The following is a 24,935-nucleotide window of genomic DNA, read 5'->3' on the forward strand; positions in this document are numbered from 1 at the left end:
ACGGAACATCCCATGCCCCGGATCGCTCGATCCGTCCTGTCCCTCGGGGCCGGTCTCGCCGTACTCGCCGCCGGTGCGACCGTCGCCTCCGCCGACGAGCCGCCCACTGCCGCCGCGGCCGCGGTGTCCACGACCGCCGTACAGCTCAGGGCCGAGCACAGCGGCAAGTGCCTCACGATCACCAAGGGCAGCCTGCGCAACGGCGCCGACGCCGTCCAGTCGGCGTGCGCCGGCGACGCCGCGAACCAGCGGTTCGACATGGCCGCCACCGGTGCCGGGACCTTCGAACTGCGCGCCGGGCACTCGGGCAAGTGCCTCGAAGTGGCGGGCAAGGACTCCAAGCCGGGTTCGGTCGTCCAGCAGTACTGGTGCGGCCAGGGGCAGCACCAGCAGTGGCGCCTGGTCATGGTCGACATCGCCGAGCAGCTGTACGAGCTGAGGCCCGCCCACCTGGCCCAGAGCATGAACCGCTGCCTGGACGTCAAGTCCGCCGCCAAGGAGGACGGCGCGAGCTCGCAGCTGTGGGCGTGCAACGGCACTGCCGCCCAGAAGTGGCGCATCCAGCCGGTCACGGCCGCCTGAGCAACCGAACACGCGAGAGGAAGCAGATCATCATGTCTCGGATCATCCGGGCCGCCCTGGCCGTGGGCGCGACCGCCGCCGTGCTGGCCGGCACCGCGACCGTCGTACAGGCCGACGACGGCACCGATCCCGCCACCGCGGCGGCCGAAGCGGCACGCACCGCGGCCGACAGGGCGCGCGAGGCGGCGGCCGTCGCGGCCGCCGCCCGATCGGAGGCCGTGTCCCGCGCCGCGGTGGCGCAGACCGTCGTCCGGTTCACGGCCGCCCACAGCGGCAAGTGCCTGGACGTCAAGGACGGGAAGACCACGGACGGCATCGACGTCCAGCAGTACGTCTGCAACGGCACCGCCGCCCAGAAGTGGAAGGCCGTCCCCATGGCGGGCGGGAGCTTCGAACTGCGCTCCGTCCACAGCGGCAAGTGCCTCGAGGTGGAGAACAGCGGCACCAAGGCCGGTGCCGCCGTCCAGCAGTGGACGTGCGGCCGCGGGGAGCAGCAGCGCTGGCGGCTGGTGCTGGTCGACCCCGTGCGCAAGCTGTACGAAATGCAGCCCGTCCACGTCGACGGCATGTGCCTGGACGTCCCCAACGCAGCGAAGACGGACCGGGTCAACACGCGGCAGTGGACCTGCAACCGGACCGACGCCCAGCTGTGGCAGGTCCAGCAGGCCGACTGAGGCCGAGGAACGGGCGCGTGAACGCGCCCGTCGAGCGTCGCGGAGGGGCGGGGCCGGCCCTACGGCCCCGCCCCTCCGCGGCTCTGAACACGTTGTTCCTTCCCGAAGGGGGTCTGAGTTGAGTCGTCAGTGGTGGGGCGCGCGAACGCTCGCGGCCGGCGTGCTGGCCGGCGGGATCGCGATCACGGGCACGGTGCCGGCGGCCGCGGCCGACGCGCCGTCCGCGTGGGCCGCGGGGTCCGCCGGGCCGGCCGGCCGGCAGGCGGGGGAGCTCCCGCCCGAGCTGGCCGCGGCCGTCGAGGAGACGCGCCTGCGGGTGACGTCGATGGCGAAGACGCATCCCGCCGCGGAGGTGCGGACTTCGGCGTGGAACGCGCTGCGCAGCTCCCGCGGCGACGAGGCACTCGCCGAATGGCTCGCGCCCGGCGGCGGCTTCGACTACGCGAAGCAGCGGGCGCGCGACACCCGTGCGCGGAACAGGGCGTTCTGCGAGCGGGTGGTCGCCACGCACACGGTGGGGTTCTCCCCCGAGGTGCGGGCGGCCGCGGCGCGGGCGCTGAAGGGGAGCGCCGCCGACCAGGCGGCGTTCGTGAGGACCGGGTACGCCGAGGCACAGCAGCGCGACCGCGCGGCGCGGGAGGCCGGGGAGCGGCAGCGGCTGGAGGTCGCCGCCGGGGACCGGGACTTCGTGCGCGCCCGCGGTGAATCGGACCCGGGCGAGCAGGTACGGGTCGCGGCGCGGTGGGCGCTGCGGCCGGGGGCCGCGGATCCGGACGTGGAGGAGTTCTTCGGCTACGGCTGGGCCGCCGGCGCGGCGTTGGACCTGGAGGCGTACCGGACGCGTGTCGCCGACGCGGAGACGATGCGGCACCACACACTGACGCTCCTCGTCCGGGAGGCCACGGCGGCCGAGGCCGCCGTGCAGGGCGCGGCGGACGCCGCCCGCGCCCGCGCGGAGGCGGAGCGCGCGTGGAAGGCCGTGTCCGAGCACGCCGAAGCGGCGCGGCGCGGATGGGCCGAGGAGCAGGCCGCCGCGGCCGCCCAGGCCGAGCACTGGCGGGCCGTCGCCCTGCTGTCACGGGACTCGGCGGAGCAGCTCTGGAAGGCGGTTTCGGGCACGGCCGAGAGCCACCGGGACGCCTGGGCGGGTGAACTGGCCGGTGCGGAGCGCGCGTCGGCGTTCTGGAAGGCCATGTTCGACCGTGCCCAGGACGGCGAGAGCCGTACCCGGGGCTGATTCCGGCGGGTTCGGCCGGCCGTGACCGGGCCGGGCCGGACGGTGTTCGACCACCCCGCCCACTGACCGGGGCGGGTGTTTCTGATGGATCCATTCATCCAGGGGGTTTCCCGTGTGGGGAAGGTTCCGGCCGAGGGCCGGAGGGCTGCGCGTGGGCGCGGCCGGGAACGTGCGGAAGGCGGTGGCCGCAGCGGTCGCCGTGGCGGTGCTGGGCACCGTCACCGGTGAGGCCGCCGCGGCCACCGCCGTGGACGGCGGGAAGGCGTCGACGGCGCGGACGCTCGAATCGCTGGACCGGCTCGCGGAGGCGCTGAGGCCGGAGCCCGGCGGCCCCGCGCCGGCCGCGAAGTCCGAGCTCGACCGGATCAGCGACGAGCGGGACCGGCAACTCGTCGAGGACTTCGCCGAGTTCGACGAGGAGGAAGAGGTCCGCGAGGCCGCCGCGAAGGCGCTGGCGAGCACCGACCCGAACGCGATCCGCCAGTTCCTGGAACACGGCGAGGCCGAGGCCCGCCAGCGCGCCAAGGACAAGCGGGCCGGCGACGACGCCGCCAACCGGCAGAAGATCGAGAAGCTGCGCGGCACCGGTGGCTCGTTCTTCAACGCCGAGGTCGAGCGGGTCCTCAAGGGCACGGCGCGGGACCGTGCCGACTTCCTCGCCTTCGGCGCGGACATCGCCAGGCAGCGTGACGAGGCGCAGCAGCAGAACGCCGCCGAGCGTGCGGAGGAGAACCGCAAGCGCGTCCGGATGCTGGCGTCGGCCGGCGGCCCCGCGGTGAAGCGTGCCGCTCAGGCCGCGCTCGACTCCGGGGACGACGCGTCGATCGCGGAGTTCCTGGAGAAGGGCTACCAGGTCGCGGCGCAGCAGGACGCCGACGACCGGGCCGCGCACGAGAAGGCGCAGAAGGAGGCCCTGGAGGCCGCGGAGAAGCTGCGTGAGCTGGCCCGCAGGGCGGCTGCCGCCGCCGAGGCGCGCACGAAGCTGATCGCCGCGCACGGCAACGCCGTCAAGGAACTGAAGATCGCCTCCAACGCGATGTCGGCCGCGGCCGCCGCCGCGCGCCAGGCGGACCGGATGCTGGCGGCCGACCGGGCGGGCAAGCGCCAGTCCGACTACGGCCCGGTCAAGGCCGAGGCCGCACGCCAGGTCGGCTACGCCGAGGACGCGGCCAAGGCGGCGCAGGTCGCCGCGGCGCAGGCCAAGGTGCAGGCCGACGCGCTGGTGGAGACCGGCCTCGAGCACGGCGTCCAGTGGTCCGAGGTCGCGGCGGGCATCGCGTCCGCCGCCGACGCCGCGGCGAAGGCCGGCAGGACGGCGCAGCACGCGGTGGACGCCACCGCGGCGACCTCCGCGGGACTGAACGCCAAGAACCAGGCCGAGTTGCACGAGCAGCAGGCCAAGAAGTGGCGGGCGAACGCCGAGGAGCACGCCCGGGCCGCGGCGCGGCTGGCGGAGGCCGCCGAGAAGCAGGCGAAGATCGCCGCGACGGCTGCGGCGCGCGCCAAGGAGGCCCGCCTCGGGGCCGAGCGGGCGGAGCGCGAGGCGTGGGAACACGCCCGCAGGACCCGCGACGCCCGAGTCGAGGCGCAGCGCCAGGCCCAGATCGCGGCCGCGCAGCGCAAGATCGCCGAGCGTGAGCGCGACCTGGCCGCGGCGGCCCGGGCCAGGGCGGAGCGGGAGCGGGACGTCGCCGCTGCGGCGCGTGCGCGCGCCGAGGCCGAGGCCCGTACGGCCTCCGCCGCCCGGGCGCAGGCCCAGGCGGCCGCCGCGACGGCCGCGACCGCGCGCGCGAACGCCGCCCACCACGACGGTGTCGCGGCAGAGGCGGACCGCAAGGCGCAGGGAGAGGAGGCCAACGCCCGCAAGGCCCGCAACGCCGCGGTCGCGGCCGAGCAGCGGCACCAGGCCAAGGAGGCCCGCGCCCGGGCGACCGAGGCGATCGCCGCCTCCGGCCGCGGCACGATCGACGCGGGTATCGCCCGTGCCGCGGCCGACTCGGCGCGCGCCGAGGCGAACACGGCACGCGACGCGGCCGGTCAGGCCCGCGGCGCTGCCGACACCGCGAGCGGAGCGGCCGTCAGGGCGCGCACCGCCGCGACGGAGGCCGCGGGCGCTGCCGCCCGTGCGCGCGCCGCGGCGGCCGAGGCCACCGCGCACGCCGCGCGTGCGAACGCCGCGGCGAACAAGGCCGAGGCCGCCGCCGCCGCGGCAGGTGCTGCGGCGGACAAGGCCGAGGCGGAGGCGGCGCTCACCCGCGCGGCCGCCCGGCGCGCCGACGAGAAGGCCGCGGAGGCCACGGCCCAGGAGGCCCGTGCCGGTATCGCCGCGTACGAAGCCGCCCGGCTCGCCGGACTCGCGGCGATGGAGGCCGGCAACTCCGTCCAGGCCGCGAACCGGACCAGGGAAGAGGCGCAGGGTGCCGTCCGCGAGGCGGCCATGGCGCAGGTCCAGGCCGGCATCGCCGTCAAGGCGTCGGCCGCTGCCCGCAGCACGGCCGCCGGCATCGCCGATCCGGCCGACACGGCCATCGAGCTGACCGCTCCGTTCGCCGGCAAGGACGTCGACGCCGACTTCGCCGCCGCGGTCGCCGCCGCGGCGCAGGAGATGGGCGCGGACCAGGTCGCCTCGGCCGACGCCAAGGCGGCGGAGGCCGTGAAGGCGGCCGAGGCCGCGGAGGCCGCGGCGAAGCGCGCCGGCGCCCAGGTCGCTCCGGCCTACAAGGCAGCCGCGGACGCGGCGCGTTCGTCCGCGAACGCCGCGCGCTCCGCCGCGGCGTCCATGAAGTCCGCGGCGCAGGCCGCGGAGGAGGGAGCCAAGGCCCGCGAGGCCGCAGCCGGCGCCGCCAAGGCGGACGCGCAGGCCCAGGACGACGCGAAGCTCGCCCGCACCGCCGCCGGCCAGGCCTACTCGGACGCCGCCGCGGCCCGTACCGCCGCCGGTCAGGCGGAGGCGGAGGCGGCCCGTGCGCGCGGTGCAGCCGCCGAGGCCGACAACCACGCGGTGGCCGCGAGCAGCGCCGCGGCGCTGGCGGAACAGGAGGCGAGTGTCGCCCGGGGCGCCGCGTCCCAGGCGGAGAAGGACGCCGCCGACGCGGACAGGTTCGCGGAGTCCGCCGAAGGCCACGCCAAGTCGGCGGAGGCCGCGGCCAAGAACGCCAACACGTACGCCCGCGAGGCGGACGAGGCGGCGAAGAAGGCCGAGGAGTACCAGCGCGAGCAGGAGCGCAAGGCCCGCGCGGAAGCGGCGAAGCAGGCCGAGAAGAAGGGCAGCACCGCACCGCTGACCCCCGAGGAGGTCGAGGCGCTCAAGGCCGCCGGCATATCACCGGAGGAATACGAGAAGGCACGTGCTCTCGCGGACAAGGACCTCCTCGACTTCCTGGTCGAGAACGGCGGTCAGATCATCGTCGACCTGCTCTTCGAGGACATCAAGAAGTGCTTCAGCGAAGGCGACTTCGAGAGCTGCTTCTGGGCCGTCGTCGGCAGCCTCCCCTGGGGCAAGGCCCTGAAGGTCATCAAGGAGACGCCGGCGATCGCGAAGGCGCTCACCCGCATCGTCACCGGCCTGAACGACTTCCTCGACAACTCCGCCGCCGCGAAGAAGCTCATCGCCAAGAGCAAGGAGATCCTCGAGAAGGCTCGCAGGAACACTCCGTGCAAGGACGGAAAGAAGAAGGATCCGCACAGCTTCGCGCCGGGCACGCCGGTGCTGCTGGCCGACGGTACCGCCAAGCCGATCGAGAAAGTACGCGTCGGCGAGCGGGTGATGGCGACCGACGCGGCAACCGGTGAGACCGGCGGACGCGCCGTCACCCGTCTGATCGTCGGCGAGGGACGGAAGTCCCTGCGCGAGCTGACGGTGGACACCGACGGCGCGGCGGGGGACGCGACCGGCACCATCACGGCCACCTTCGGGCATCCGTTCTGGGCCGCCGACCGCCGGGAGTGGGTGGAGGCCGGCGATCTCGAGGCCGGGAACCTGCTGCGGACCCCCGACGGCACGGTCAGGGAGCTCGTCGGTGTGCGTGCCTGGACCCAGCCGGCGCGGGTCCACAACCTCACCGTGGACGACCTGCACACGTACTACGTGGTCGCCGGCGATGCGCCGGTGCTGGTCCACAACGAGAATCCGTGTCCGGAGCTGGTCGAGGAAGTCTGGCACCCGGGGTCGTTCGGCACTTCCGAGGCGAGCTTCGTATGGCACTACACGGAGCGGCACGGAGCCAGGGCGGGCGTGTCGATCCAGCAGTACCTGCTGGATGCCAAGGCTTGGGCCGAACGCCTTTCCAAGCCGGGCGGCAAGATCGGCCTCAATGCGAAGCTCATGCCCATGGAGGGTGGCAAGAACGCCGTGAAATACGTCGATCCCCAAACCGGCATGGGCGGGATCCTGGGGCCGGACGGACGGGTCGTATCCTTCTGGTACTCGGCCGAAGACGCCGATTAGGAAGGTGACTCGGATGTCCTTGGCTTTCATGGATTCCTACACCCTGTGGCGTCGCACGCCTTTTCCGTCGGGCGGATCCACGCCGGAACTGAAAATGACGTACGCCGATCTGGCGGAAGCCGACGAATACGTCACGACGGTCATCAGGTTCGTGGAACAGGGGATTTTCAGGCCGTCACCGGCCGACGTCCTGTCGTACCTCGACGAGCTCACGGAGCGGATCGACCGGCTCCGCGGGTCGTCGGCGGGCAAGGACCTGGAAGTCGCCCGGGCCCAGCATGCGTACGCGGCGCTGCTGGCCCTCGTGTACCGGCAGTTCCTGGAGGCGGGCGCCCGTAGCGGTTCCTGACGGAGCGTCACGGGACCGGCCGCGGGGCCGGTCCCGGGAGCGGGTGGCACAGCAGGTGTGCCACCCGCTCTGTCGTTCGCGGAGTCGCGCGGGGCGTTCAGCGGGAGGTGAGGGGGGTCTCGGACTCGACGCGGGTGAGCTTCTCGGGGTTCCGGACGTAGTAGAGGCCCGCGACGCGGGCGTTCTCCACGCGGAAGGCCAGCACGCCGTCGATCACGCCGTCCAGGCGCAGGACGAGTCCGGGGTTGCCGTTGACCGTCGTGGGCTCACTGGTGAACGCGCCGCCGGCTTTGGCGACACTGCCGGCCATGTAGCGGAGCACCTTGTCGGCGCCGACGACCGGCCGCAGCGCCGCCAGCTTGAGGCCGCCGCCGTCGCTGACGAACACGACGTCCGGGGCCAGTACGTCGAGCAGCCCCTGCAGGTCCCCGGTCACGAGCGCCTGCTGGAACGAGTCCGACGCCGCCCGGGCCTCTTCCTGTGAAACCGGTGTGCGCGGCCGGCGGGCGTCGACGTGCCGGCGTGCGCGGTGGGCGATCTGGCGTGCGGCGGCAGGGGTCTTGTCGATCGCTGCCGCGATGTCGTCGTAGCCGATGTCGAAGACCTCGCGCAGCACGAAGACCGCGCGTTCGGTCGGGGAGAGCGTTTCGAGGATGAACATGAGTGCCAGCGACAGGTTCTCGGACAGTTCCACGTCCTCGGCCACGTCCGGCGCGGTGAGCAGGGGCTCCGGCAGCCAGGGGCCGACGTAGGCCTCCTTGCGCCGCTTGAGGGTGCGCAGCCGGTTGAGTGCCTGCCGGGTCGCGATCCGCACCAGGTAGGAGCGCTGGTCCCGTACCTGTTCCAGGTCGACCTTGACCCAGCGCAGCCAGGCCTCCTGGAGGACGTCCTCGGCGTCGGCCGCGGAGCCGAGCATCTCGTAGGCGACGGTGAACAGCAGGTCGCGGTGGGCGACGAAGGCCTCGGTCGCGGGGTCGGTGGCGTGGTCGTTCATGTCGTGCGCTTCACTCTCTCGTGATCGGCCCCCCAAATACCGGAAGCAGGCCGTGGACGGTCCGGTTGTCGCTCCGGGTCGGTCCCCGCCTCCCCGGACCGGCCCGCCCGGTCCGGGGAGGGGACGCGGCGGCCGCGCCGCGCGTCGGGTGCCGCACGGCGTCGTGCGGTGTTCAGGCGGGCGTTCCCAGGCGGTCGTTGCCGCCGGCGCGGGATGCGCGGGAACCGGCCTTGCGTGCCCCGCTCACCAGCTTGTTGAGGGTGAACCGGCAGGCGATCTCCTTGACGCCGGCACCGGTCCGCCCGCCGATGCCGAGCGAGTTCACCTTGTCGTTCGGGTAGGAGAACTGGGTGACGCCCTCGTTCCGGCCGAGGCTGAGGCACTGCCCGGCGAAGAACATCCGGACCGGACTGGGCTTCTTCCCCGCGATCCGGTGCAGGATCGTGGCGGCGGCCGCCGGGCCCAGCTGCACGGCTGCCTGGCAGCTCATCCGGAACGGGTGGTCCGGCATCACTCCCGCGTCCCCGGCTGCGACGATGCGCTCGTCGTCCACGCTGGTCAGCGTGGTGTCGGTGACGAGGCGGCCTGCGGCGTCGGTGCGCAGCCCGCTGCGGGCGGCCAGGTCCGGGACGCGGAATCCCGCGGTCCAGACCGTCACCGCGCTGGGCACCTCGCGGCCGTCTTCGAGCCGTACGGCGTCCTGGGTCACTTCCGTCACCTGGGCGCGGGGACCTTCGAGGACGGTGACGCCCAGCCTGGCGAGCCGGCGGGCGACCGGGCGGCGGACCCGGGCGTGCAGGGATGGGCCGAGCACCCGGCCGCAGACCAGGGTGACCCTGCGGCCCGCTTCCGCCAGCTCGGCGGCGGTCTCCAGGCCGGTCGGGCCGGCCCCGACCACGGTCACCGGGGCCGTCGCGGGCGTCGCGGCCAGTGTCGACCGCAGTCGATGCGCCCCCTCGAGATCCGACACCGAATGAGCGAACTCCACCGCTCCCGGCACACAGGGGTCGGAGGCGCCGCTGCCCACCGCGTAGACGAGGTAGTCGTACGAGACCGTCCCGCCGCCTGCCAGCGACACCCGGCGCTCGCCGGCGTCGATCCGGGTCGCGGTGTCGACCAGCAGCCGGACGTTCCCGCCCAGGACCTCACCGAAGCCCTCGACCGCGTCGTCGGAGCCGGCCACGAGCTGGTGCAGGCGGATCCGCGAGACGAACTCGGGACGCGGATTGACCAGGGTCACCGACACACCGTCGCGCCTCGCCAGGCGATTGGCCGCCGTCACGCCCCCGTACCCGCCGCCGACCACGACTACCTCGACGTTCCCGCTCATCATGTCTCCCTCGGTTGTGGACTCGGCATTGAGACACCGGCCGCGCGGGCGTTGTGACAGCCTGCCGGGGATGAGACGCAGCGCACATCGGACGCGGCGGAGGCGCCGCGCCCGTACCCCCGAGTGGGACGGCGCGGCGCCGACGAGTACGGGCAGGGGCGACGGGGGAGCCCCGCGGGGCCGGGGCGCAGCGGGGTGGTCACTCACCGCCGGCGCCGGTCGCTCTCCGTCGGTCGTCGAGCGGGGCCGCGCTCGCTCCTCGCCACAGCCGGTCCCGCCGCCTTCAAGACGAACGCAGCGTGGGGCGGACGAGTCCCGGTGCATGCCCGGCCCGGTCGGCGCCGGGCGCGCGGACCGGGTCCACACCGGCCGGAATCCGCCCCGTCCCGGTACAGGCGGCCGTAGCGTCGTGCCATGACCACCGCCGACGAGACCACTTACGAGTTCCGGGCCGCCCGTCGCGAGGACTTCGAGGCCATCGACGCCCTCGACGGCTCCTTCACCACCAGCACCGTCTTCCGGGTGGACGTCACCGGCGACGGGTTCGCGCTCCGGGAGGTCCCGGTGGACCCGCCCCTGACCAAGGTGTTCCCCGAGGACGAGTCCGAGGGCGCGGACGGCGCGGACTCCGGCAGCCGCACCTTCGTCGCCGTCGGCGCCGACGGCGAGTTGGCCGGCTTCGCCGCGGTCTCCTACTCCCCGTGGAACCGCCGGCTCACCGTCGAGGACATCGAGGTGGCCCCCGGCCACCGGAACCGCGGTGTCGGCCACGCGCTGATGGGGCACGCCGTGGACTTCGCCCGCGAGTGCGGCGCCGGGCACGTCTGGCTGGAGGTCACCAACGTCAACGCCCCGGCGATCCACGCCTACCGGCGGATGGGCTTCGCATTCTGTGGACTGGACACGGCCCTCTACCAGGGCACCGAGTCCGAGGGCGAGCAGGCGATCTACATGAGCATGCCGTGCCCCTGAGCCGCCGGCAGTCGGCTGACGGTGGGGGCGGACCGGTCCGGAGCGCCGGCTCTCCGGGTGGCAGCCGCCGGTCCCGGGGCACCCCGGAGACGCCGCTGCCCCGGGGCGGGCGTGGAGCGAGCCGGTCCCGGGGCGACGGGCGGGGTGCCGGTCCAGCGGCCCTTGCCGCCGGAGGGAGCGGGCGCAGCGGCCACGAGGACATCCGCCGGTGTCCTTCACCCATACCTCGACGCAGTCGACGGTGGCGCCTGCCGCCTACAGCCAGTCCCGCCGCTTGAAGACGAAGTACAGCGTGAGGCAGACGAGTCCCATCAGGCCGATAGCGAAGGGATATCCGAAGCTCCACGTCAGCTCCGGCATGTTCTCGAAGTTCATGCCGTAGATCGTGCCGACGAGAGTCGGCGCGAAGAGGATGGCCGCCCACGAGGAGATCTTCTTGATCTCCTCGTTCTGCTCGAAGCCCGCCTCGGCCAGCGCCCGCATCTCCGCGTTCTGCTCCTGCGTCACCAGCGTCGCGTTGACCGTCAGGATGTCCGCCAGCGCCTGGCGGAACCCGTCGACGCGCTCGCTGATGTGGGTGACGTGGTCGGCGACGTCACGGAGGTAGCGCTGGAGTTCCTCGTCCGTGCCGTACTTCGCGAAGCCCGCCATGAGGCCGTGGAGCATGCCGACCAGCGGCCGGGTCGCGCGCTGGAACTCGACCATCTCGCGGGAGAGTTCGTAGATGCGGCGGGACACCGCGGGATCGCCGCCGAACACCTCCGTCTCGATCTCGTCGATGTCGATCTGCACTCCGGCGACGACGGGTGCGTACCCGTCCACGACCGCGTCGAGGATCGCGTAGAGCACCGCCTCGGGGCCGAGGGCGAGCAGTTCGGGGTCCGCCTCCATGCGGCGGCGGACCGCCGAGAGGTCCGGCGCCGCCCCGTGGCGGACCGTGATCACGAAGTCGCGGCCCACGAAGACGTGCAGCTCGCCGAAGTCGACCTCCTCCAGCGCGTCGAGGTAGCGGGCGGCGCGCAGGACGACGAAGAGGGTCTCCCCGTACCGTTCCAGCTTGGGGCGCTGGTGGGCCTCCATGGCGTCCTCGACGGCCAGCTCGTGCAGGTCGAACTCCTCGGCCAGCGCCCGCAGTTCCGCATCGGTCGCCCGGTGCAGGCCGATCCAGGCCATCCCGGCCGGGTCGTCCCGCAGCAGCCGGAAGGTCTCGGCGAGCGACGACGGCGAAGACACCCGGCGCCCGTCCCGGTAGAGGGCGGCCTGGACGATGCTGCGCCGTTCCTGCTCCTCCCGTGGCCGCTCGGCCGGCGCCGGAGCCGCGGGCTCCGGGCGCCTGGGCGGGGACGCGGTGGGGGAGACCCGGCGGCGCCACGACTGCCGCTTCGAGGCCGGGGCGGAACGGGCTCGTCGGGGCATCCTGGGTCACCTCCCGTGCGAGCGGGGCGCGCGCCGCGCTTCTGGTACACGCCCCTCTACCCGCGTTCTCGCCGTGTACATGCGTTCCTGACCGGCACGGGCAGGATATCCGGGCTCGTCGGCGGCAGCATGGCGGACCGCCGGCGCACCCGCACCGGAGCGGCTGCGGCCGGCGCACCCGCACCGGAGCGGCTGCGGCCGGCGTTTTTCGGCCGGGCCGGGAGACCGCCCCGTCGGGCACCGGCCCGCGACCGGATCGTCATTGCGGACACAAGCCGGCCGCGAGGCTGAGTAGCGTCCGGGTATGGCCCCGAAGACACCGCCCGTGCTCGGTCCCCGAGCCCTCGGCCGCGCCACCCTCGCCCGCCAGCTGCTGCTGAGCCGCGCCCCGGACGGCGGGATGACCGCCGAGGCGGCCGTCGAGCATCTGATCGGGCTCCAGGCGCAGAACGTCAGACCTCCGTACCAAGCGCTCGCCGCCCGGCTGCACGGCTTCCGCCCGCAGGAGCTGTCGGGGCTCATGGAGTCCCGCGCGGTCGCGCGGATGGTCACGATGCGTTCCACCATCCACACCCACAGTGCGCGCGACTGCCTCACTCTGCGGCCCTTCGCGCAACCCGGCGGGCCCGAGCGGGAACTGCGGATGTTCACCGGGCGGCTCGACGGAATCGATCCGGACCGGATCGCCGCCTTCGGCAGGGAACTGGTCGAGGAGCGCCCCAGGCCGGTCGGGGAGCTCCGCGACGCGCTGCTCGGACGGTGGCCGGACGCCGATCCGCTCGCGCTCACCACGGCCGTGCGCTGCATGCTGCCGCTGGTGCAGACGACACCGCGCGGACTGTGGGGCAGGAGCGGACAGGTCACGCTCACCACCGCGGAGAAGTGGTTCGGCCGGCCCGTCGGACCGGCTCCCGAGCCCGAGGCGGTCGTACGGCGTTATCTCGCCGCGTTCGGACCGGCCTCGGTCAAGGACATGCAGACCTGGTCCGGGCTGACGCGGCTGAAGGGGGCGTTCGAGCGACTGCGCCCCGAGCTCGTCGTCTTCCAGGACGGCAAGGGCGCCGAACTCTTCGATCTCCCGGAAGCCCCCCGGCCCGACCCGGACGTCCCGGCGCCGCCGCGTCTGCTCCCCGAGTTCGACAACCTCCTGCTCTCGCACGCGGACCGTTCGCGCTTCGTGCCGCAGGCCTTCAAGGACCGCACGTGGAAGGGGAACCAGGCCCACTGCGTCCTCCTGGTCGACGGTCGTGTGGCCGGGATCTGGCGGACCGGTGAGCCGGGAGGGCGCGGTGAGCGGAAGAGGTCCCGCGACGCGGCGGCGGGCGGTGCCGTGACGCTCACCGTGCAGAGCTTCGTCCGGCTTGCGGCGGCGCAGCGCACGGCCGTGGCCGAGGAGGCGGAACGCCTGCTGGCGATCGTCGCTCCGGGAGCCGGTCACGACGTGCGCTTCGGCGAGTTCACGCACTGAGCCGCCGAGCACGGGCCGCCCTCGCACCGCCCGGGGAGGACGCCGTCCCGCGAGGGGCGGCGCGGGACGCGCCGGTCCGGGCCCGGACCCCGGCCGCCGTGTGCGAGGCGCCGCACGTCGCCGTCAGAGCCCCACGTCCCGCCGCAGCAGGTCCTCGACGTTCTCGCGCCGTACCAGGAGCCGCGAGCGGCCCTCACCTGCCACCGCCACCACCGGGGGCCGCCGGGTCGCGTTGTAGCCGGACGCCATCGACACGTGGTACGCCCCGGACGCCGGTACCGCGAGGACGTCGCCCGGCCGCACGTCCCGCGGCAGCTCCACCGCCTCCGCGAGCACGTCGCCCGCCTCGCAGTGCCGTCCGACGACGGTCGCCTCGTGCGTCGGGGCCTGTGCCGCCCGGCCGATGAGCCGTACAGCGTACCGGGCCCCGTACAGCGCGGGCCTGGGGTTGTCGCTCATGCCGCCGTCGACCGCGACGAAGACCCGCCCGGCGGACCGTTTCACCGACAGCACCCGGTAGAGGGCGACGCCCGCCGGTGCGACGATCGAGCGGCCGGGTTCGAGAGTCAGCCGCGGCACCGGCACGTCGAACTCGTGGCAGGCCCGCAGCAGTTCGACGTCGATGCGGCGGGCGTAGGCGACCGGTGCGGGCGCCGGGTCGCCCGGCCGGTACGCCACCGCGAAACCGCCGCCCAGGTCCAGCTCGCGCAGGGCGATCCCGTACCGGTCGCGGATCCGGGCCAGGAACGCCACCAGCCTGCGTACCGCCCTCGCGTACGGCTCGGGCGTGGTGATCTGCGACCCCAAGTGGCAGTGGAGGCCGACGAGTTCCAGTTGGGGCCGGCCGAGGATCCGCGAGACGGCGTCCTCCGCGTCGCCCTCCGCGATCGAGAGCCCGAACTTCTGGCCCTCGGCACCCGTCCGGATCTTGCGGTGGCCGCCTGCGTCGATGCCCGGCAGCACCCGGATCATCACCTGCTGCGGCCCGGGCCCCTCCACCCGCGCCGCGAGGCCGGCGATCTCGCTCTCCGCGTCGATGACGATCCGGCCGACGCCGAGCCGCAGCGCCGTGCGCAGATCGTCCGGAGACTTGGCGTTGCCGTGCAGGACGATCCGTTCCGGCGGGAAGCCCCGGGCGGCGGCCAGTTCGAGCTCACCCGCCGAGCAGACGTCGAGCCCGAGCCCCTCCTCCTCGATCCAGTCGACGACGGCCCGGCACAGGAACGCCTTCGCGGCGTACACGATCTCGGCGTCGGGCAGCGCACGGCGCCAGGCACGCGCCCTGGCCCGGACCTCGTCCTCGTCGAGGACGTACGTGGGCGTCCCGTACCTCTCGGCGAGGCCGGTCAGGGACACCCCGGCCACCGTGATGTCACCACCGGGGGCGGGGAGGGCGGACGCGGGCCAGACGGACGGGGGCGCGGACGCCGCGGCGGGGCCCGGCCCGCCGCCGGGCGCGGGTACGGCGCGGTCGACGGGTACTGCGCTCATCGTCACACCTCCGGGGTTCGGCCGAGGAGCGTGCGGACGGCCGGGTCGGCAGTCCGCACGACGGGCGCGGCGCCGGTCGTCCGCAGCGCGCCGGCGGCGTCCGGGTTCCAGGACCGGGCGGCCCGTGCGCAGGCCGGGCCGTGCGCGGCCCGGGCCGCCGGCCGCGACGCGGGAACCGGGGCCGGGGCGGTGAGTTGCGGATCCACGGTCACCCTGGTCACACCCAGCGGCTCCGAGAGCGCCCGCAGCGCGGGCTCCGCGAGCCTGATCCACGCCTGCTCCGCGCCCAGGACGCCGGTCAGTCGCCGTTCGCTGGTGAAGCCGACGGCGGTGCGCACGCCGAGCGGCGTCCGCATGTAGCGCAACTGGTGTCCCCCGGCAGAGCCGAGCCGAACGGGTACGAACAGCGGCCCTGCCGGGCGGGGTTCGTCGGGGTCCGCGTCCTCGACGACGAGATTGTCCATGGTGCCCTCCGGGCGGAGTTCCGTTCGCCGTCCGGGTGCGGCGGCGCCTCGAAACAGTGCCCCGGAACGGAGCCAGGGCGGGCTGCCGCGGCGGATTCATGACGCGGCGCTGATCCGCGGGGGCCGTTCCTTGACGTACCCCTGACGGGCCGGGCCGGGCCGGGCCGGACCAGGCCGGACCTTGGTCGGGAACTGGACCGCAACAGGGCGGACCTGGCCGGACACATGGCGCTGCTCGCGCGGCAGCCGAGAGTGGCGGGCCGCACCGGGGACTCGCACCCGGCTCGCCGCGACCGGTGCGCGCACTCGCCGCGTCGCCGGAGCCATCGGGCGACGTCGGGTACGCGGACGGTCCTCCGCCGTGCGGTTGCACCCGCCGGGCCCCGCGAGCCCGCCCTTCGGGCGGTAGGCGCCGGTCCCGGAACGCGCCCCGGAGGAGAAACACGCCCCGGAGGAGCGAGCACGGAAAGCGGGTGCCGCCCGCGGAGCCGGAGGACGCGGGGACCGCCCCGTCAGTCCGCGCGGCCCGTCGCCACCACGGTCACCCCGAGCCCGATCATGGCGACGCCGCCGGCGCCGCCGACCAGCGACAGCCGGCGCTCCGAACGGGCGAACCAGTTGCGGGCCGCCGCCGCGCCGAGCCCCCACAGGGTGTCGGTGAACAGCCCGATCGTGATCGGGACGAGCCCGAGCACCAGCATCTGCGCCGTCACTCCGCCCTGCGAACGGTCCACGAACTGGGGGAGCACTGCGGCGAAGAAGACGATGCCCTTGGGATTCGTGATCCCCACGACCGCGCCGTCCACCAGCGTCCGGAGATCACCTCGCGCCCGGCGGGCCGGCGTGCGGTCCCGCCCGCCGCCGCCCGGGCAGGAGGCCGCGCCGGTGCCCTCCGCCGGTCCGTCGTCTCCCGCCCCGGCCGTGACCGCCGAGACCCGCAACTCCCCGCGGCGCAGCAAGGCCTGCACACCGAGGTGCACGAGGTAGGCGGCTCCGGCGAACTTCACCGCGAGGAACACCGCCGCCGACGTCTCCACCAGCGAGCCGACGCCCAGCGCGACGGCCACGACGAGGACGTACGACCCGACGACGTTGCCCAGCGCCGTCGCCACGGCGGTGCGCCGGCCGTGCGCCAGGGCACGTCCGATCACGAACAGCACACTCGGCCCGGGAATCACGATCACCAGCAGCGACATCGCCGCGAAGCCGAGCATCCTGTCCGCCGACACCATTCCCCGCCCCTCTCGACCGTGCTCCTCTCGACCGTCCCCGACAGGGGCCGTTCGCCCGGCACCGGACGCCCGCACCCCACACCGGCCGGAGTTTCCGGCCGCGGCCCGCTCGGGCCGGGGCCCGTCAGGGCAGCAGCCCCGCGCGCCGCGCCGCCACCACCGCCTCCAGGCGGTTGTGCGCGCCCAGCCTGCGCATCGCGGACCGGAGATAGGCCTTGACCGTCTCCGGGCGCAGACCGAGACGTTCGGCGACTGCCGCGTTGGTGCAACCCGTCGCCACGCAGGCAAGCACATCCAGCTCGCGCGGCGCCAGGGTGCGGCCCGCATCGCCGGCGGCGGCCCCCGGGCCGGCGGCAGCGGTGAGCCGGTCGCACAGGGACAGCAACTGCTCGCGGAGGCCGGGATCCGCGACGCTCGGAGCGAGCGCACGGAGCTCGGCATGGACCTCGCGCACCTCATCGCGCACGCGTGCGCGCCCGTCGGGCTCCGGCGCGCGCTCCGCAGCCACCAGCCGTTCGACCTCGTCGCGCACGACCAGGTTCTGCTCCACGTCCCGCGCGGCCGCGACCGCCGCGTCCAGCGTGCGGTCGCCCAGGGCCACCGGCTGCCGCAGCGCCCCGTACAGCACGCCACGCACCCTGCGGCGTACGACGACGGGCACCGCGAGCACCGCTCGCAGCCCTTCGGCCGCCACCGGCACGTCGTACTCGTGACTGATGTGGCGGGCTTCGCGGTAGTCCGTGACCGCGCACGGGCGGGCGAGGGCCACGGCCTTGCCGCCGAGACCGCTGCCGGAACGGATAGCCAGCCCGCGCAGCGCTCCGGTCGCCGCGCCGTTCAGCTCCGCTATCCGCATCCTGAGCGGCTCCAGGAGCAGCCCGCCGAAAGCGATCTGAAGGCCGGTGGAGCGGCGGAGCCGCAGCAGAGCGGCCCGTATCTCCACCGCGTCCGACGTCTCCGCCCCCGGTGTCGCCGAGCCCGCTGAGGTCATGAGATCCGGTCCTCCCGACAGCACACCACCCCCGCGAGAGGGAGGAGCACCCCCGTACGGGGGTAGTGAGACCTGCGTCACCGATTACACGATGCCCGAGAGCGGTCCCGCAACGAGGAGGACACATGACGCCAGGCGACGAGACGGCGAGGTTCCGGACGGCCCGGGACTTCCTGCTCCGGCACCGGGAGGACTACGCGGCGGCGTACGAGGGCTTCGCCTGGCCCCGGTTCGAGCGTTTCAACTGGGCGCTGGACTGGTTCGACGCGATCGCCGACGGCAACGGCCGCCCTGCGCTGCACATCGCCGAGGAGGACGGGACCGCCCGTGTGCTCTCCTTCGACGCGATGCGAAAGCGCTCCGACCGCGCCGCGAACTGGCTCCGGCAGCAGGGCGTCCGCGCCGGCGACCGCGTCCTGGTGATGCTCGGCAACCAGACCGAGCTGTGGGAGACCGTCCTCGCCGCGATGAAGCTCAGGGCCGTCGTCATCCCCGCGACGCCGCTGCTCGGCCCGGTCGACCTGCGGGACCGGATCGAGCGCGGCCGGGTCCGGCACGTGATCGTCCGCACCGACGACACGGCCAAGTTCGACGAGGTGCCGGGCGACTACACCAGGATCGCCGTCGGCGGCGGCGCCACGGGCTGGCTGCCGTACGAGGACGCCTACGCGGCCCCGGAGACCTTCGAGCCCGACGGCCCCACCCGCGCCGACGACCCGCTGATGCTCTACTTCACCTCCGGCACCACCGCCCGGCCCAAGCTCGTCGAGCAGACCCACGTGTCCTATCCCGTCGGCCATCTCGCCACCATGTACTGGATCGGCCTGAAGCCCGGAGACGTGCATCTGAACATCTCCTCACCCGGCTGGGCCAAGCACGCCTGGTCCAATCTCTTCGCCCCGTGGAACGCCGAGGCGACCGTCTTCATCCACAACTACACACGCTTCGACGCGGGCCGGCTGATGGCTGAGATGGACCGCTCGGGCGTCACCGCCTTCTGCGCGCCCCCGACGGTGTGGCGCATGCTGATCCAGGCGGACCTGACCCAGCTGCGCACCCCGCCCCGCGAGGTCGTCGCCGCCGGCGAGCCGCTCAACCCCGAGGTCATCGAGGCCGTGCGGCGGGCCTGGGGCGTGACCATCCGCGACGGCTTCGGCCAGACCGAGACGGCCGTCCAGGTCTCCAACAGCCCCGGCCAGCTTCTGAAGGCCGGCTCCATGGGACGCCCCAGCCCCGGGTACCGCGTCGAACTACTCGACCCCGTCAGCGGAAAGCCGGGCGCGGACGAGGGGGAGATCGCCCTCGACCTCTCGGCCCATCCGGTCGGGCTGATGACCGGCTACCACGGCGACCCGGACCGCACGGCCGAGGGGATGGCCGACGGCTACTACCGGACGGGCGACATCGGCGCGCGCGACTCCGACGGGTACATCACGTACGTCGGCCGTGCCGACGACGTCTTCAAGGCGTCCGACTACAAGATCTCGCCGTTCGAGCTGGAGAGCGCGCTCCTGGAGCACGACGCCGTCGCGGAGGCCGCGGTCGTGCCCGCGCCCGACCCGCTGCGGCTCGCCGTTCCGAAGGCGTACGTGGTGCTGGCGGAGGGCTGGGAGCCCGACGCCGCCACCGCACGGCAGATCTTCGAGCACTCCCGAGCCGTCCTCGCACCGTACAAGCGCATCCGGCGGCTGGAGTTCGCGGAGCTGCCGAAGACCGTCTCCGGGAAGATCCGCCGAATCGAGCTCCGCGAACGCACGGCCCGGGGCTCCACGGCCGAGTACGACGAAGGGGACCTGCGATGACCCTGTCCCATACGCACGGTACGGGCACCGTCGCACTCCTGGGCGACACGATCGGCGGCAATCTGGCCCGGGTGATCGAGGCGCATCCGGAGCGGGAGGCGCTGGTGGACGTCCCGTCCGGGCGCCGCTGGACCTACGCGGAACTCGGCGCGGACGTCGACGAGCTCGCCCGGGCGCTGCTCGCCCGCGGTGTCGCCAAGGGCGACCGGGTCGGCATCTGGGCCGTGAACTGTCCCGAGTGGGTGCTCGTCCAGTACGCGACGGCGCGCATCGGCGCGATCATGGTCAACATCAACCCCGCGTACCGCGCCCACGAGGTGGAGTACGTGCTGAACCAGTCGGGGATCTCCCTGCTGGTCGCCTCGCTCTCCCACAAGTCGAGCGACTACCGGGCGATCGTCGACGAGGTCCGCGGCAACTGCCCCGCGCTGCGGTCGGTGCACTACATCGGCGACGACAGCTGGAGGGATCTGGTGTCGTCGGCGTCCGCCGTCGGGCCGGGCGAACCGGAGCTCCGCGCCGCGGAGTTGTCCTGCGACGACCCGGTCAACATCCAGTACACCTCGGGTACCACCGGATTTCCCAAGGGCGCCACCCTCTCACACCACAACATCCTCAACAACGGCTACTTCGTCGGCGAGATGATCGCCTACACCGAGCAGGACCGGGTCTGCCTGCCGGTGCCCTTCTACCACTGCTTCGGCATGGTCATGGGCAACCTCGGCGCCACCTCGCACGGAGCGTGCATCGTCATCCCGGCGCCGTCCTTCGACCCGGCCGCCACGCTCCGCGCGGTGCAGCAGGAGCGCTGCACATCGCTGTACGGCGTCCCGACGATGTTCATCGCCGAGCTCAATCTGCCGGACTTCGCGGCGTACGACCTGAGTTCGCTGCGCACCGGCATCATGGCGGGCTCCCCCTGCCCGGTGGAGGTGATGAAGCGGGTCGTCTCGGAGATGAACATGGCGGAGGTGTCCATCTGCTACGGCATGACGGAGACCTCCCCGGTGTCCACCCAGACCCGGCGCGACGACGACCTGGAGCGCCGTACCGGCACCGTCGGACGGGTGCTGCCCCACATCGAGGTCAAGGTCGTCGACCCGGTCGACGGGGTCACCGTTCCCCGGGGCGTCGCTGGTGAGCTGTGCACCCGCGGCTACAGCGTGATGCTCGGCTACTGGAACGAGCCGGAGAAGACCGCGGAAGCGGTCGACGCCGGTCGCTGGATGCACACCGGAGACCTGGCGGTGATCCGAGAGGACGGATACGTCCAGATCGTCGGCAGGATCAAGGACATGATCATCCGCGGTGGGGAGAACGTGTACCCGCGTGAGATCGAGGAGTTCCTCTACGGCCATCCCAAGGTCGCCGACGTCCAGGTGGTCGGTGTACCGGACGAGAAGTACGGCGAGGAGATCCTGGCCTGTGTCATCCCGAGGGACCCGGCCGATCCGCCGACGCTGGAGGACATCACCGCGTTCTGCCGCGAACGGCTCGCCCACTACAAGATTCCCCGGCGGCTGGAGATCCTCGACGGCTTCCCGATGACCGTCAGCGGAAAGGTGCGGAAGGTGGAGCTGCGCACGGCGTACGGGAGCTGAGCCGCCGTCGGCGAGTTCACGCGGCACCGTGCCGTGGCGCGGACCGCCCGTGGCCTCCCGGTCGCGGACGCACCGGCGCGGAGTCGCGCACCCGGCCCGGCAGCGGGCCCGTGCGAGCGGGCCCGTTCGTCGGCGTCAGAGCGGGCGCCGCATGCACGTGCGGGGCCAGCGGTCGAGCCCGTGCGCGGCCTCCGTGCTCCGGATGTTCCGCAGTCCCTCGGTGAGTTCGTGCTCGCCGAGGGCGCGGAAGCCGAGACGGGCGTAGTACGGCGCGTTCCACGGCACTTCGGTGAACGTGGTCAGGGTCAGCGCGCACCGGCCACCGGCCGTGGCCAGCGCGGCCAGATGGTCGATCAGCTCCCGGCCGAGTCCGCGCCGCGCGAAGTCCGGATGGACGGACAACTGCTCTATGTGGGCGGCGCCGTCGACGGGTTCGGTGAGCAGATACGCCACGGGCCGGCCGTCCTCCGTCTCCGTCACCCACAGCCCGCCGGCCTTCCGGTAGCGCTCGAGTTCGCCGAGCGGCGGGGGGTCGTCGTCCGCGACCGCGGTCATCCCGAGGGATCGGAAGGGCTCGCCGGCGGCCCGCTCGATGTCCTGGAGGAGCGGGAGTTCGAAGGGTTCGGCCGGGCGTATGCGCATACGGGGAGTATCGCGCACGGGCCGGGCCGGACGGCGCGCCCTCACGCCCGGCCGGACGCGGTCGGCGTGAGGCCACTACAGGGCGGGACGCGGCTCCCGCGAGGCTCCGGCGGGACGAGGCCGGCGCAGGGTTCCGGCGGGAGGCCGTCGCGTACCGCCCCGGCCGGACGCCGTCCCGTGAGGCCCGGCCCGGACCCGTCGCGTGAGGCCCGGCCGGACGCCGTCCCGTGAGGCCCGAGCCGGCCCGCCCGGGTCATGCGCCGGTGGAGAGCAGGTCCTTCGCCGGGCCGTTCACCGGCTCGGGGACGCCCGTGAGATCCATGACGAACAGCGGGACCCCGAGGTCGTCCGCCCGCGCTCGGGCGTCCGCAGAGTAGCCCGCGAGGGAGAAGAGGACGCTGGCGGCCGAGGAGTTCAGTCCGTTCAGCCAGAGGCATTCCACGGCGCGCAGGGTGACGGGACGTGTGGTCGGGTCCACCTGGGCGACCAGGCCCTGTGCGCGCAGGTCGATTCCGGCGGTGGTGCGCTCCTCGGGCTGGACGACCTCCCGGAACCCCAGCCAGCGCAGATACAGCGCCGCGGCGGTCACCGCGTCGCGTGCCGTGCGGATCGTCACCGGGCGGAAGGCGGGCCTGGGCACCGGTTCGGCACGGGGCGGCACGGACAGGGGGCAGTCCTCCGCCGGCCCGTCCGCCGGGCCCGTCGGCACCGGGGCCCCCGCCGCGTCGACCGGGCCGGCGTACCGGGAATCCCCGGAGTCGAAAGCGCCCGGACCGGGGGCGCCGGGCCCGCCCGGACCACCTGCCCCGCCGGCTCCGGAGCCCCCGAAGGAGCCGCCGGCGCCCGATGCGGCGGCCGTGCTCCGCCGAGCCGCTGCCGCGCCCTCCGACGCCTCCGGCGTGGCCGTCACCGGCCGCACCGGGATCCGCAGCACCGTGCCGCAGGGGCAGCCGAGTTCCGGCTGCGGCCACTGGTCCTGCCGCCCGCAGGCCGGGCAGCGCACGGTGACCCAGTCGTCGGTCCAGGTGCGGTGGCGGATCGGTTCGGCCGGAGCCCCTTGCAGCAGGGGCGGGGCGAGTGGCGCCCCGCAGGCACATGGATAGACGGGCGACGCGAAGGTGTGCGCGCGGCGGCACACCGGACAGCGCACCGGTACGTGATCTCCCATGTCCGTCCCCCTTCGGCGCTTCCGGGCACGCCTCGTGTCCATCGTCCACCAACCGCGACGCCTTGGGGAGGGAGTTCGGCCATCGGCGGCGGGCCCTTCCCTTGACGCCGTCCGACCCGCCACTTAGATTACTTCCGAATAGTAGAAGATGTCTTCCGTATAGTGGAAAAGTCGCGAGGTTACGGAAGGCGATCAGGGAACCAGCACGGAATCGACGCTCTCAGGTGGCGCGACAGAGCCCGATCCGCCAGGCCGAAGCAGGAGCACTCCATGCCTCGTATGACCGCCGCCCGAGCGGCTGTTGAGATCCTCAAGCGTGAAGGCGTCAGCCACGCATTCGGTGTGCCGGGCGCGGCGATCAACCCCTTCTACAAGGCGCTGAAGGAGGGTGGCGGCATCGACCACACCCTCGCCCGCCATGTCGAGGGCGCCTCGCACATGGCCGAGGGCTACACCCGCGCCGCCCCGGGCAACATCGGTGTCTGCATCGGCACCTCGGGTCCCGCCGGCACCGACATGATCACCGGTCTGTACTCCGCCATCGGTGACTCGATTCCGATCCTCTGCATCACCGGCCAGGCGCCGACGAGCGTGATCCACAAGGAGGACTTCCAGGCCGTCGACATCGCCTCGATCGCCAAGCCGGTCACCAAGGCCGCCACGACCGTGCTGGAGGCCGCGCAGGTTCCCGGCGTCTTCCAGCAGGCCTTCCATCTGATGCGCTCCGGCCGGCCCGGCCCGGTCCTCATCGACCTGCCGATCGACGTCCAGCTGACCGAGATCGAGTTCGACCCCGAGACGTACGAGCCGCTGCCCGTCTGGAAGCCCGCCGCGACCCGCGCCCAGATCGAGAAGGCGCTCTCCTTCCTCCTGGAGGCGGAGCGTCCGCTGATCGTCGCGGGCGGCGGCATCATCAACGCCGACGCGTCGGATCTGCTGGTCGAGTTCGCCGAGATCACCGGCACCCCGGTCGTCCCGACCCTGATGGGCTGGGGCACCATCCCGGACGACCACGAGCTCAACGCCGGCATGGTCGGCCTCCAGACCTCCCACCGCTACGGCAACGCGAACTTCCTGGAGTCCGACTTCGTCCTCGGCATCGGCAACCGCTGGGCCAACCGCCACACCGGCTACAAGCTCGACGTCTACACCCGCGGCCGGAAGTTCGTCCACGTCGACATCGAGCCCACCCAGATCGGCAAGATCTTCGCCCCGGACTACGGCATCACCTCGGACGCCAGGGCCGCGCTGGAACTCTTCGTGGAGGCCGCCAAGGAGCTGAAGGCGGCCGGACGGCTGCCCGACCGCTCCGACTGGGCCGCCGCCACGCAGGAGCGCAAGGCCACCCTGCAGCGCCGCACGCACTTCGACGACATCCCGATGAAGCCGCAGCGCGTCTACGAGGAGATGAACAAGGCCTTCGGCCCGGAGACGCGGTACGTCACCACCATCGGCCTCTCCCAGATCGCCGGTGCGCAGATGCTGCACGTCTACCGGCCGCGCCACTGGATCAACTGCGGCCAGGCGGGCCCCCTGGGCTGGACCATCCCGGCCGCTCTGGGTGCCGCCACCGCCGACCCCGGGACCCCGGTCGTGGCACTCTCCGGGGACTACGACTTCCAGTTCCTGATCGAGGAACTGGCCGTCGGCGCCCAGCACCGGATCCCGTACGTCCACGTCCTCGTGAACAACTCCTACCTGGGCCTGATCCGCCAGGCTCAGCTCGGTCTGGACATCGACTTCCAGGTCAACCTGGAGTTCGAGAACATCAACTCCCCGGAGTTGGGCGTCTACGGAGTCGACCACGTCAAGGTCGCCGAGGGCCTCGGCTGCAAGGCGATCCGCGTCACCGACCCGGGCGAACTCGGCGCGGCCTTCGAGCAGGCCGCGAAGCTGGCCGCCGAGCACCGGGTGCCGGTCGTCGTCGAGGCGATCCTGGAGAGGATCACCAACATCGCGATGAGCCGTACCGCGGACATCAGCGACGTCACCGAGTTCGAGGAGATCGCGACGGAGCCGGGCCACGCCCCTACCGCGATCAGGCCGCTGAAGGTCTGACGCGGCCGACCCGACGG

The 24,935-nt window shown here is 73.4% G+C and carries 19 protein-coding genes; 10 read left to right on the plus strand and 9 right to left on the minus strand.

Annotated features, from left to right (window positions below; all coding sequences use genetic code 11):
* The first annotated feature begins 12 nt into the window (after positions 1-12).
* The 5 genes from BLT82_RS02315 (at position 13) to BLT82_RS02335 (ending at position 7,289) form a co-directional block, all read left to right on the plus strand.
* On the plus strand, positions 13-582 hold the full coding sequence (locus tag BLT82_RS02315) for an RICIN domain-containing protein (protein WP_093652059.1): 570 nt from the start codon (positions 13-15) through the stop codon (positions 580-582).
* A 32-nt stretch (positions 583-614) separates the two neighbouring features.
* A complete protein-coding gene (locus tag BLT82_RS02320) occupies positions 615-1,256 on the plus strand; it encodes an RICIN domain-containing protein (protein WP_093652060.1) in 642 nt (213 codons plus the stop codon).
* A gap of 118 nt (positions 1,257-1,374) precedes the next feature.
* Positions 1,375-2,493, plus strand: coding sequence for a hypothetical protein (locus BLT82_RS02325; protein ID WP_167745937.1), 1,119 nt, complete (start codon positions 1,375-1,377; stop codon positions 2,491-2,493).
* Between the two features lie 151 nt (positions 2,494-2,644).
* Positions 2,645-6,940 carry a polymorphic toxin-type HINT domain-containing protein gene (locus BLT82_RS02330; RefSeq protein WP_167745938.1) on the plus strand — a complete coding sequence of 1,432 codons (4,296 nt, stop codon included), beginning with the start codon at positions 2,645-2,647 and terminating at the stop codon, positions 6,938-6,940.
* Positions 6,941-7,034: 94 nt separating this feature from the next.
* On the plus strand, positions 7,035-7,289 hold the full coding sequence (locus BLT82_RS02335) for a hypothetical protein (protein WP_093652061.1): 255 nt from the start codon (positions 7,035-7,037) through the stop codon (positions 7,287-7,289).
* 97 nt (positions 7,290-7,386) lie between these two features.
* Here the strand turns inward: BLT82_RS02335 and BLT82_RS02340 are convergent, their stop codons facing one another.
* A complete protein-coding gene (locus tag BLT82_RS02340) occupies positions 7,387-8,283 on the minus strand; it encodes an RNA polymerase sigma-70 factor (RefSeq protein WP_093652062.1) in 897 nt (298 codons plus the stop codon).
* A 172-nt stretch (positions 8,284-8,455) separates the two neighbouring features.
* Entirely contained in the window at positions 8,456-9,613 is a 1,158-nt protein-coding gene (locus BLT82_RS02345) for an NAD(P)/FAD-dependent oxidoreductase (RefSeq protein ID WP_093652063.1), read from the minus strand.
* Between the two features lie 414 nt (positions 9,614-10,027).
* Between BLT82_RS02345 and BLT82_RS02350 the strand changes: the two genes are divergently transcribed.
* Positions 10,028-10,585 (plus strand): GNAT family N-acetyltransferase, encoded by a 558-nt coding sequence (locus BLT82_RS02350; RefSeq protein ID WP_093652064.1) that lies wholly within the window; start codon positions 10,028-10,030, stop codon positions 10,583-10,585.
* 255 nt (positions 10,586-10,840) lie between these two features.
* On the opposite strand, the gene BLT82_RS02355 is transcribed toward BLT82_RS02350, so the two are convergent.
* On the minus strand, positions 10,841-12,001 hold the full coding sequence (locus BLT82_RS02355) for a magnesium and cobalt transport protein CorA (protein WP_093652065.1): 1,161 nt from the start codon (positions 11,999-12,001) through the stop codon (positions 10,841-10,843).
* 304 nt (positions 12,002-12,305) lie between these two features.
* On the opposite strand from BLT82_RS02355, the gene BLT82_RS02360 reads away from it, so the two are divergent.
* On the plus strand, positions 12,306-13,469 hold the full coding sequence (locus tag BLT82_RS02360) for a winged helix DNA-binding domain-containing protein (protein WP_093652066.1): 1,164 nt from the start codon (positions 12,306-12,308) through the stop codon (positions 13,467-13,469).
* Positions 13,470-13,592: 123 nt separating this feature from the next.
* Here BLT82_RS02360 and lysA read toward each other — a convergent pair whose 3' ends face one another.
* From lysA to BLT82_RS02380, 4 genes are all read right to left on the minus strand, one after another.
* Positions 13,593-14,960, minus strand: a complete 1,368-nt coding sequence (gene lysA, locus BLT82_RS02365; RefSeq protein WP_093652067.1) for a diaminopimelate decarboxylase — start codon at positions 14,958-14,960, stop codon at positions 13,593-13,595.
* 2 nt (positions 14,961-14,962) lie between these two features.
* The gene (locus tag BLT82_RS02370; protein ID WP_093652068.1) at positions 14,963-15,424 is read right to left on the minus strand and encodes an SAV_915 family protein; all 462 of its coding nucleotides are present in this window, start codon (positions 15,422-15,424) and stop codon (positions 14,963-14,965) included.
* Between the two features lie 512 nt (positions 15,425-15,936).
* Positions 15,937-16,656 (minus strand): LysE family translocator, encoded by a 720-nt coding sequence (locus BLT82_RS02375; RefSeq protein ID WP_093652069.1) that lies wholly within the window; start codon positions 16,654-16,656, stop codon positions 15,937-15,939.
* Positions 16,657-16,780: 124 nt separating this feature from the next.
* Positions 16,781-17,647 carry a helix-turn-helix transcriptional regulator gene (locus BLT82_RS02380; protein ID WP_093652070.1) on the minus strand — a complete coding sequence of 289 codons (867 nt, stop codon included), beginning with the start codon at positions 17,645-17,647 and terminating at the stop codon, positions 16,781-16,783.
* 125 nt (positions 17,648-17,772) lie between these two features.
* On the opposite strand from BLT82_RS02380, the gene BLT82_RS02385 reads away from it, so the two are divergent.
* Together BLT82_RS02385 and BLT82_RS02390 are read left to right on the plus strand one after the other, a co-directional pair.
* On the plus strand, positions 17,773-19,449 hold the full coding sequence (locus tag BLT82_RS02385) for an AMP-binding protein (protein ID WP_093652071.1): 1,677 nt from the start codon (positions 17,773-17,775) through the stop codon (positions 19,447-19,449).
* The gene (locus tag BLT82_RS02390; RefSeq protein WP_093652072.1) at positions 19,446-21,050 is read left to right on the plus strand and encodes an AMP-binding protein; all 1,605 of its coding nucleotides are present in this window, start codon (positions 19,446-19,448) and stop codon (positions 21,048-21,050) included. The genes BLT82_RS02385 and BLT82_RS02390 overlap by 4 nt, the downstream gene beginning before the upstream one ends.
* 135 nt (positions 21,051-21,185) lie before the next feature.
* On the opposite strand, the gene BLT82_RS02395 is transcribed toward BLT82_RS02390, so the two are convergent.
* Both BLT82_RS02395 and BLT82_RS02400 read right to left on the minus strand, forming a co-directional pair.
* Positions 21,186-21,692 (minus strand): GNAT family N-acetyltransferase, encoded by a 507-nt coding sequence (locus tag BLT82_RS02395; protein WP_093652073.1) that lies wholly within the window; start codon positions 21,690-21,692, stop codon positions 21,186-21,188.
* A gap of 253 nt (positions 21,693-21,945) precedes the next feature.
* Positions 21,946-22,860: a hypothetical protein gene (locus BLT82_RS02400; RefSeq protein ID WP_208867647.1), complete on the minus strand. Its 915-nt coding sequence runs from the start codon at positions 22,858-22,860 to the stop codon at positions 21,946-21,948.
* 270 nt (positions 22,861-23,130) lie between these two features.
* On the opposite strand from BLT82_RS02400, the gene gcl reads away from it, so the two are divergent.
* Positions 23,131-24,918, plus strand: a complete 1,788-nt coding sequence (gene gcl, locus BLT82_RS02405; protein ID WP_093652075.1) for a glyoxylate carboligase — start codon at positions 23,131-23,133, stop codon at positions 24,916-24,918.
* Positions 24,919-24,935 lie beyond the last annotated feature (17 nt).

This window comes from Streptomyces wuyuanensis, from assembly GCF_900103455.1.
In the GTDB taxonomy this organism is placed as follows: domain Bacteria; phylum Actinomycetota; class Actinomycetes; order Streptomycetales; family Streptomycetaceae; genus Streptomyces; species Streptomyces wuyuanensis.

What these genes read in the sequence shown, in the direction of transcription:
- gcl (WP_093652075.1), top strand. Translation starts at nt 23,131, where the DNA reads ATGCCTCGTATGACCGCCGCCCGAGCGGCTGTTGAGATCCTCAAGCGT.
- BLT82_RS02320 (WP_093652060.1), top strand. Translation starts at nt 615, where the DNA reads ATGTCTCGGATCATCCGGGCCGCCCTGGCCGTGGGCGCGACCGCCGCC.
- BLT82_RS02340 (WP_093652062.1), bottom strand. Translation starts at nt 8,283, where the DNA reads ATGAACGACCACGCCACCGACCCCGCGACCGAGGCCTTCGTCGCCCAC.
- BLT82_RS02335 (WP_093652061.1), top strand. Translation starts at nt 7,035, where the DNA reads ATGACGTACGCCGATCTGGCGGAAGCCGACGAATACGTCACGACGGTC.
- BLT82_RS02395 (WP_093652073.1), bottom strand. Translation starts at nt 21,692, where the DNA reads ATGCGCATACGCCCGGCCGAACCCTTCGAACTCCCGCTCCTCCAGGAC.
- BLT82_RS02350 (WP_093652064.1), top strand. Translation starts at nt 10,028, where the DNA reads ATGACCACCGCCGACGAGACCACTTACGAGTTCCGGGCCGCCCGTCGC.
- BLT82_RS02375 (WP_093652069.1), bottom strand. Translation starts at nt 16,656, where the DNA reads ATGGTGTCGGCGGACAGGATGCTCGGCTTCGCGGCGATGTCGCTGCTG.
- BLT82_RS02400 (WP_208867647.1), bottom strand. Translation starts at nt 22,860, where the DNA reads ATGGGAGATCACGTACCGGTGCGCTGTCCGGTGTGCCGCCGCGCGCAC.
- BLT82_RS02345 (WP_093652063.1), bottom strand. Translation starts at nt 9,613, where the DNA reads ATGAGCGGGAACGTCGAGGTAGTCGTGGTCGGCGGCGGGTACGGGGGC.
- BLT82_RS02390 (WP_093652072.1), top strand. Translation starts at nt 19,446, where the DNA reads ATGACCCTGTCCCATACGCACGGTACGGGCACCGTCGCACTCCTGGGC.
- BLT82_RS02360 (WP_093652066.1), top strand. Translation starts at nt 12,306, where the DNA reads ATGGCCCCGAAGACACCGCCCGTGCTCGGTCCCCGAGCCCTCGGCCGC.
- lysA (WP_093652067.1), bottom strand. Translation starts at nt 14,960, where the DNA reads ATGAGCGCAGTACCCGTCGACCGCGCCGTACCCGCGCCCGGCGGCGGG.
- BLT82_RS02315 (WP_093652059.1), top strand. Translation starts at nt 13, where the DNA reads ATGCCCCGGATCGCTCGATCCGTCCTGTCCCTCGGGGCCGGTCTCGCC.
- BLT82_RS02355 (WP_093652065.1), bottom strand. Translation starts at nt 12,001, where the DNA reads ATGCCCCGACGAGCCCGTTCCGCCCCGGCCTCGAAGCGGCAGTCGTGG.
- BLT82_RS02370 (WP_093652068.1), bottom strand. Translation starts at nt 15,424, where the DNA reads ATGGACAATCTCGTCGTCGAGGACGCGGACCCCGACGAACCCCGCCCG.
- BLT82_RS02385 (WP_093652071.1), top strand. Translation starts at nt 17,773, where the DNA reads ATGACGCCAGGCGACGAGACGGCGAGGTTCCGGACGGCCCGGGACTTC.
- BLT82_RS02380 (WP_093652070.1), bottom strand. Translation starts at nt 17,647, where the DNA reads ATGACCTCAGCGGGCTCGGCGACACCGGGGGCGGAGACGTCGGACGCG.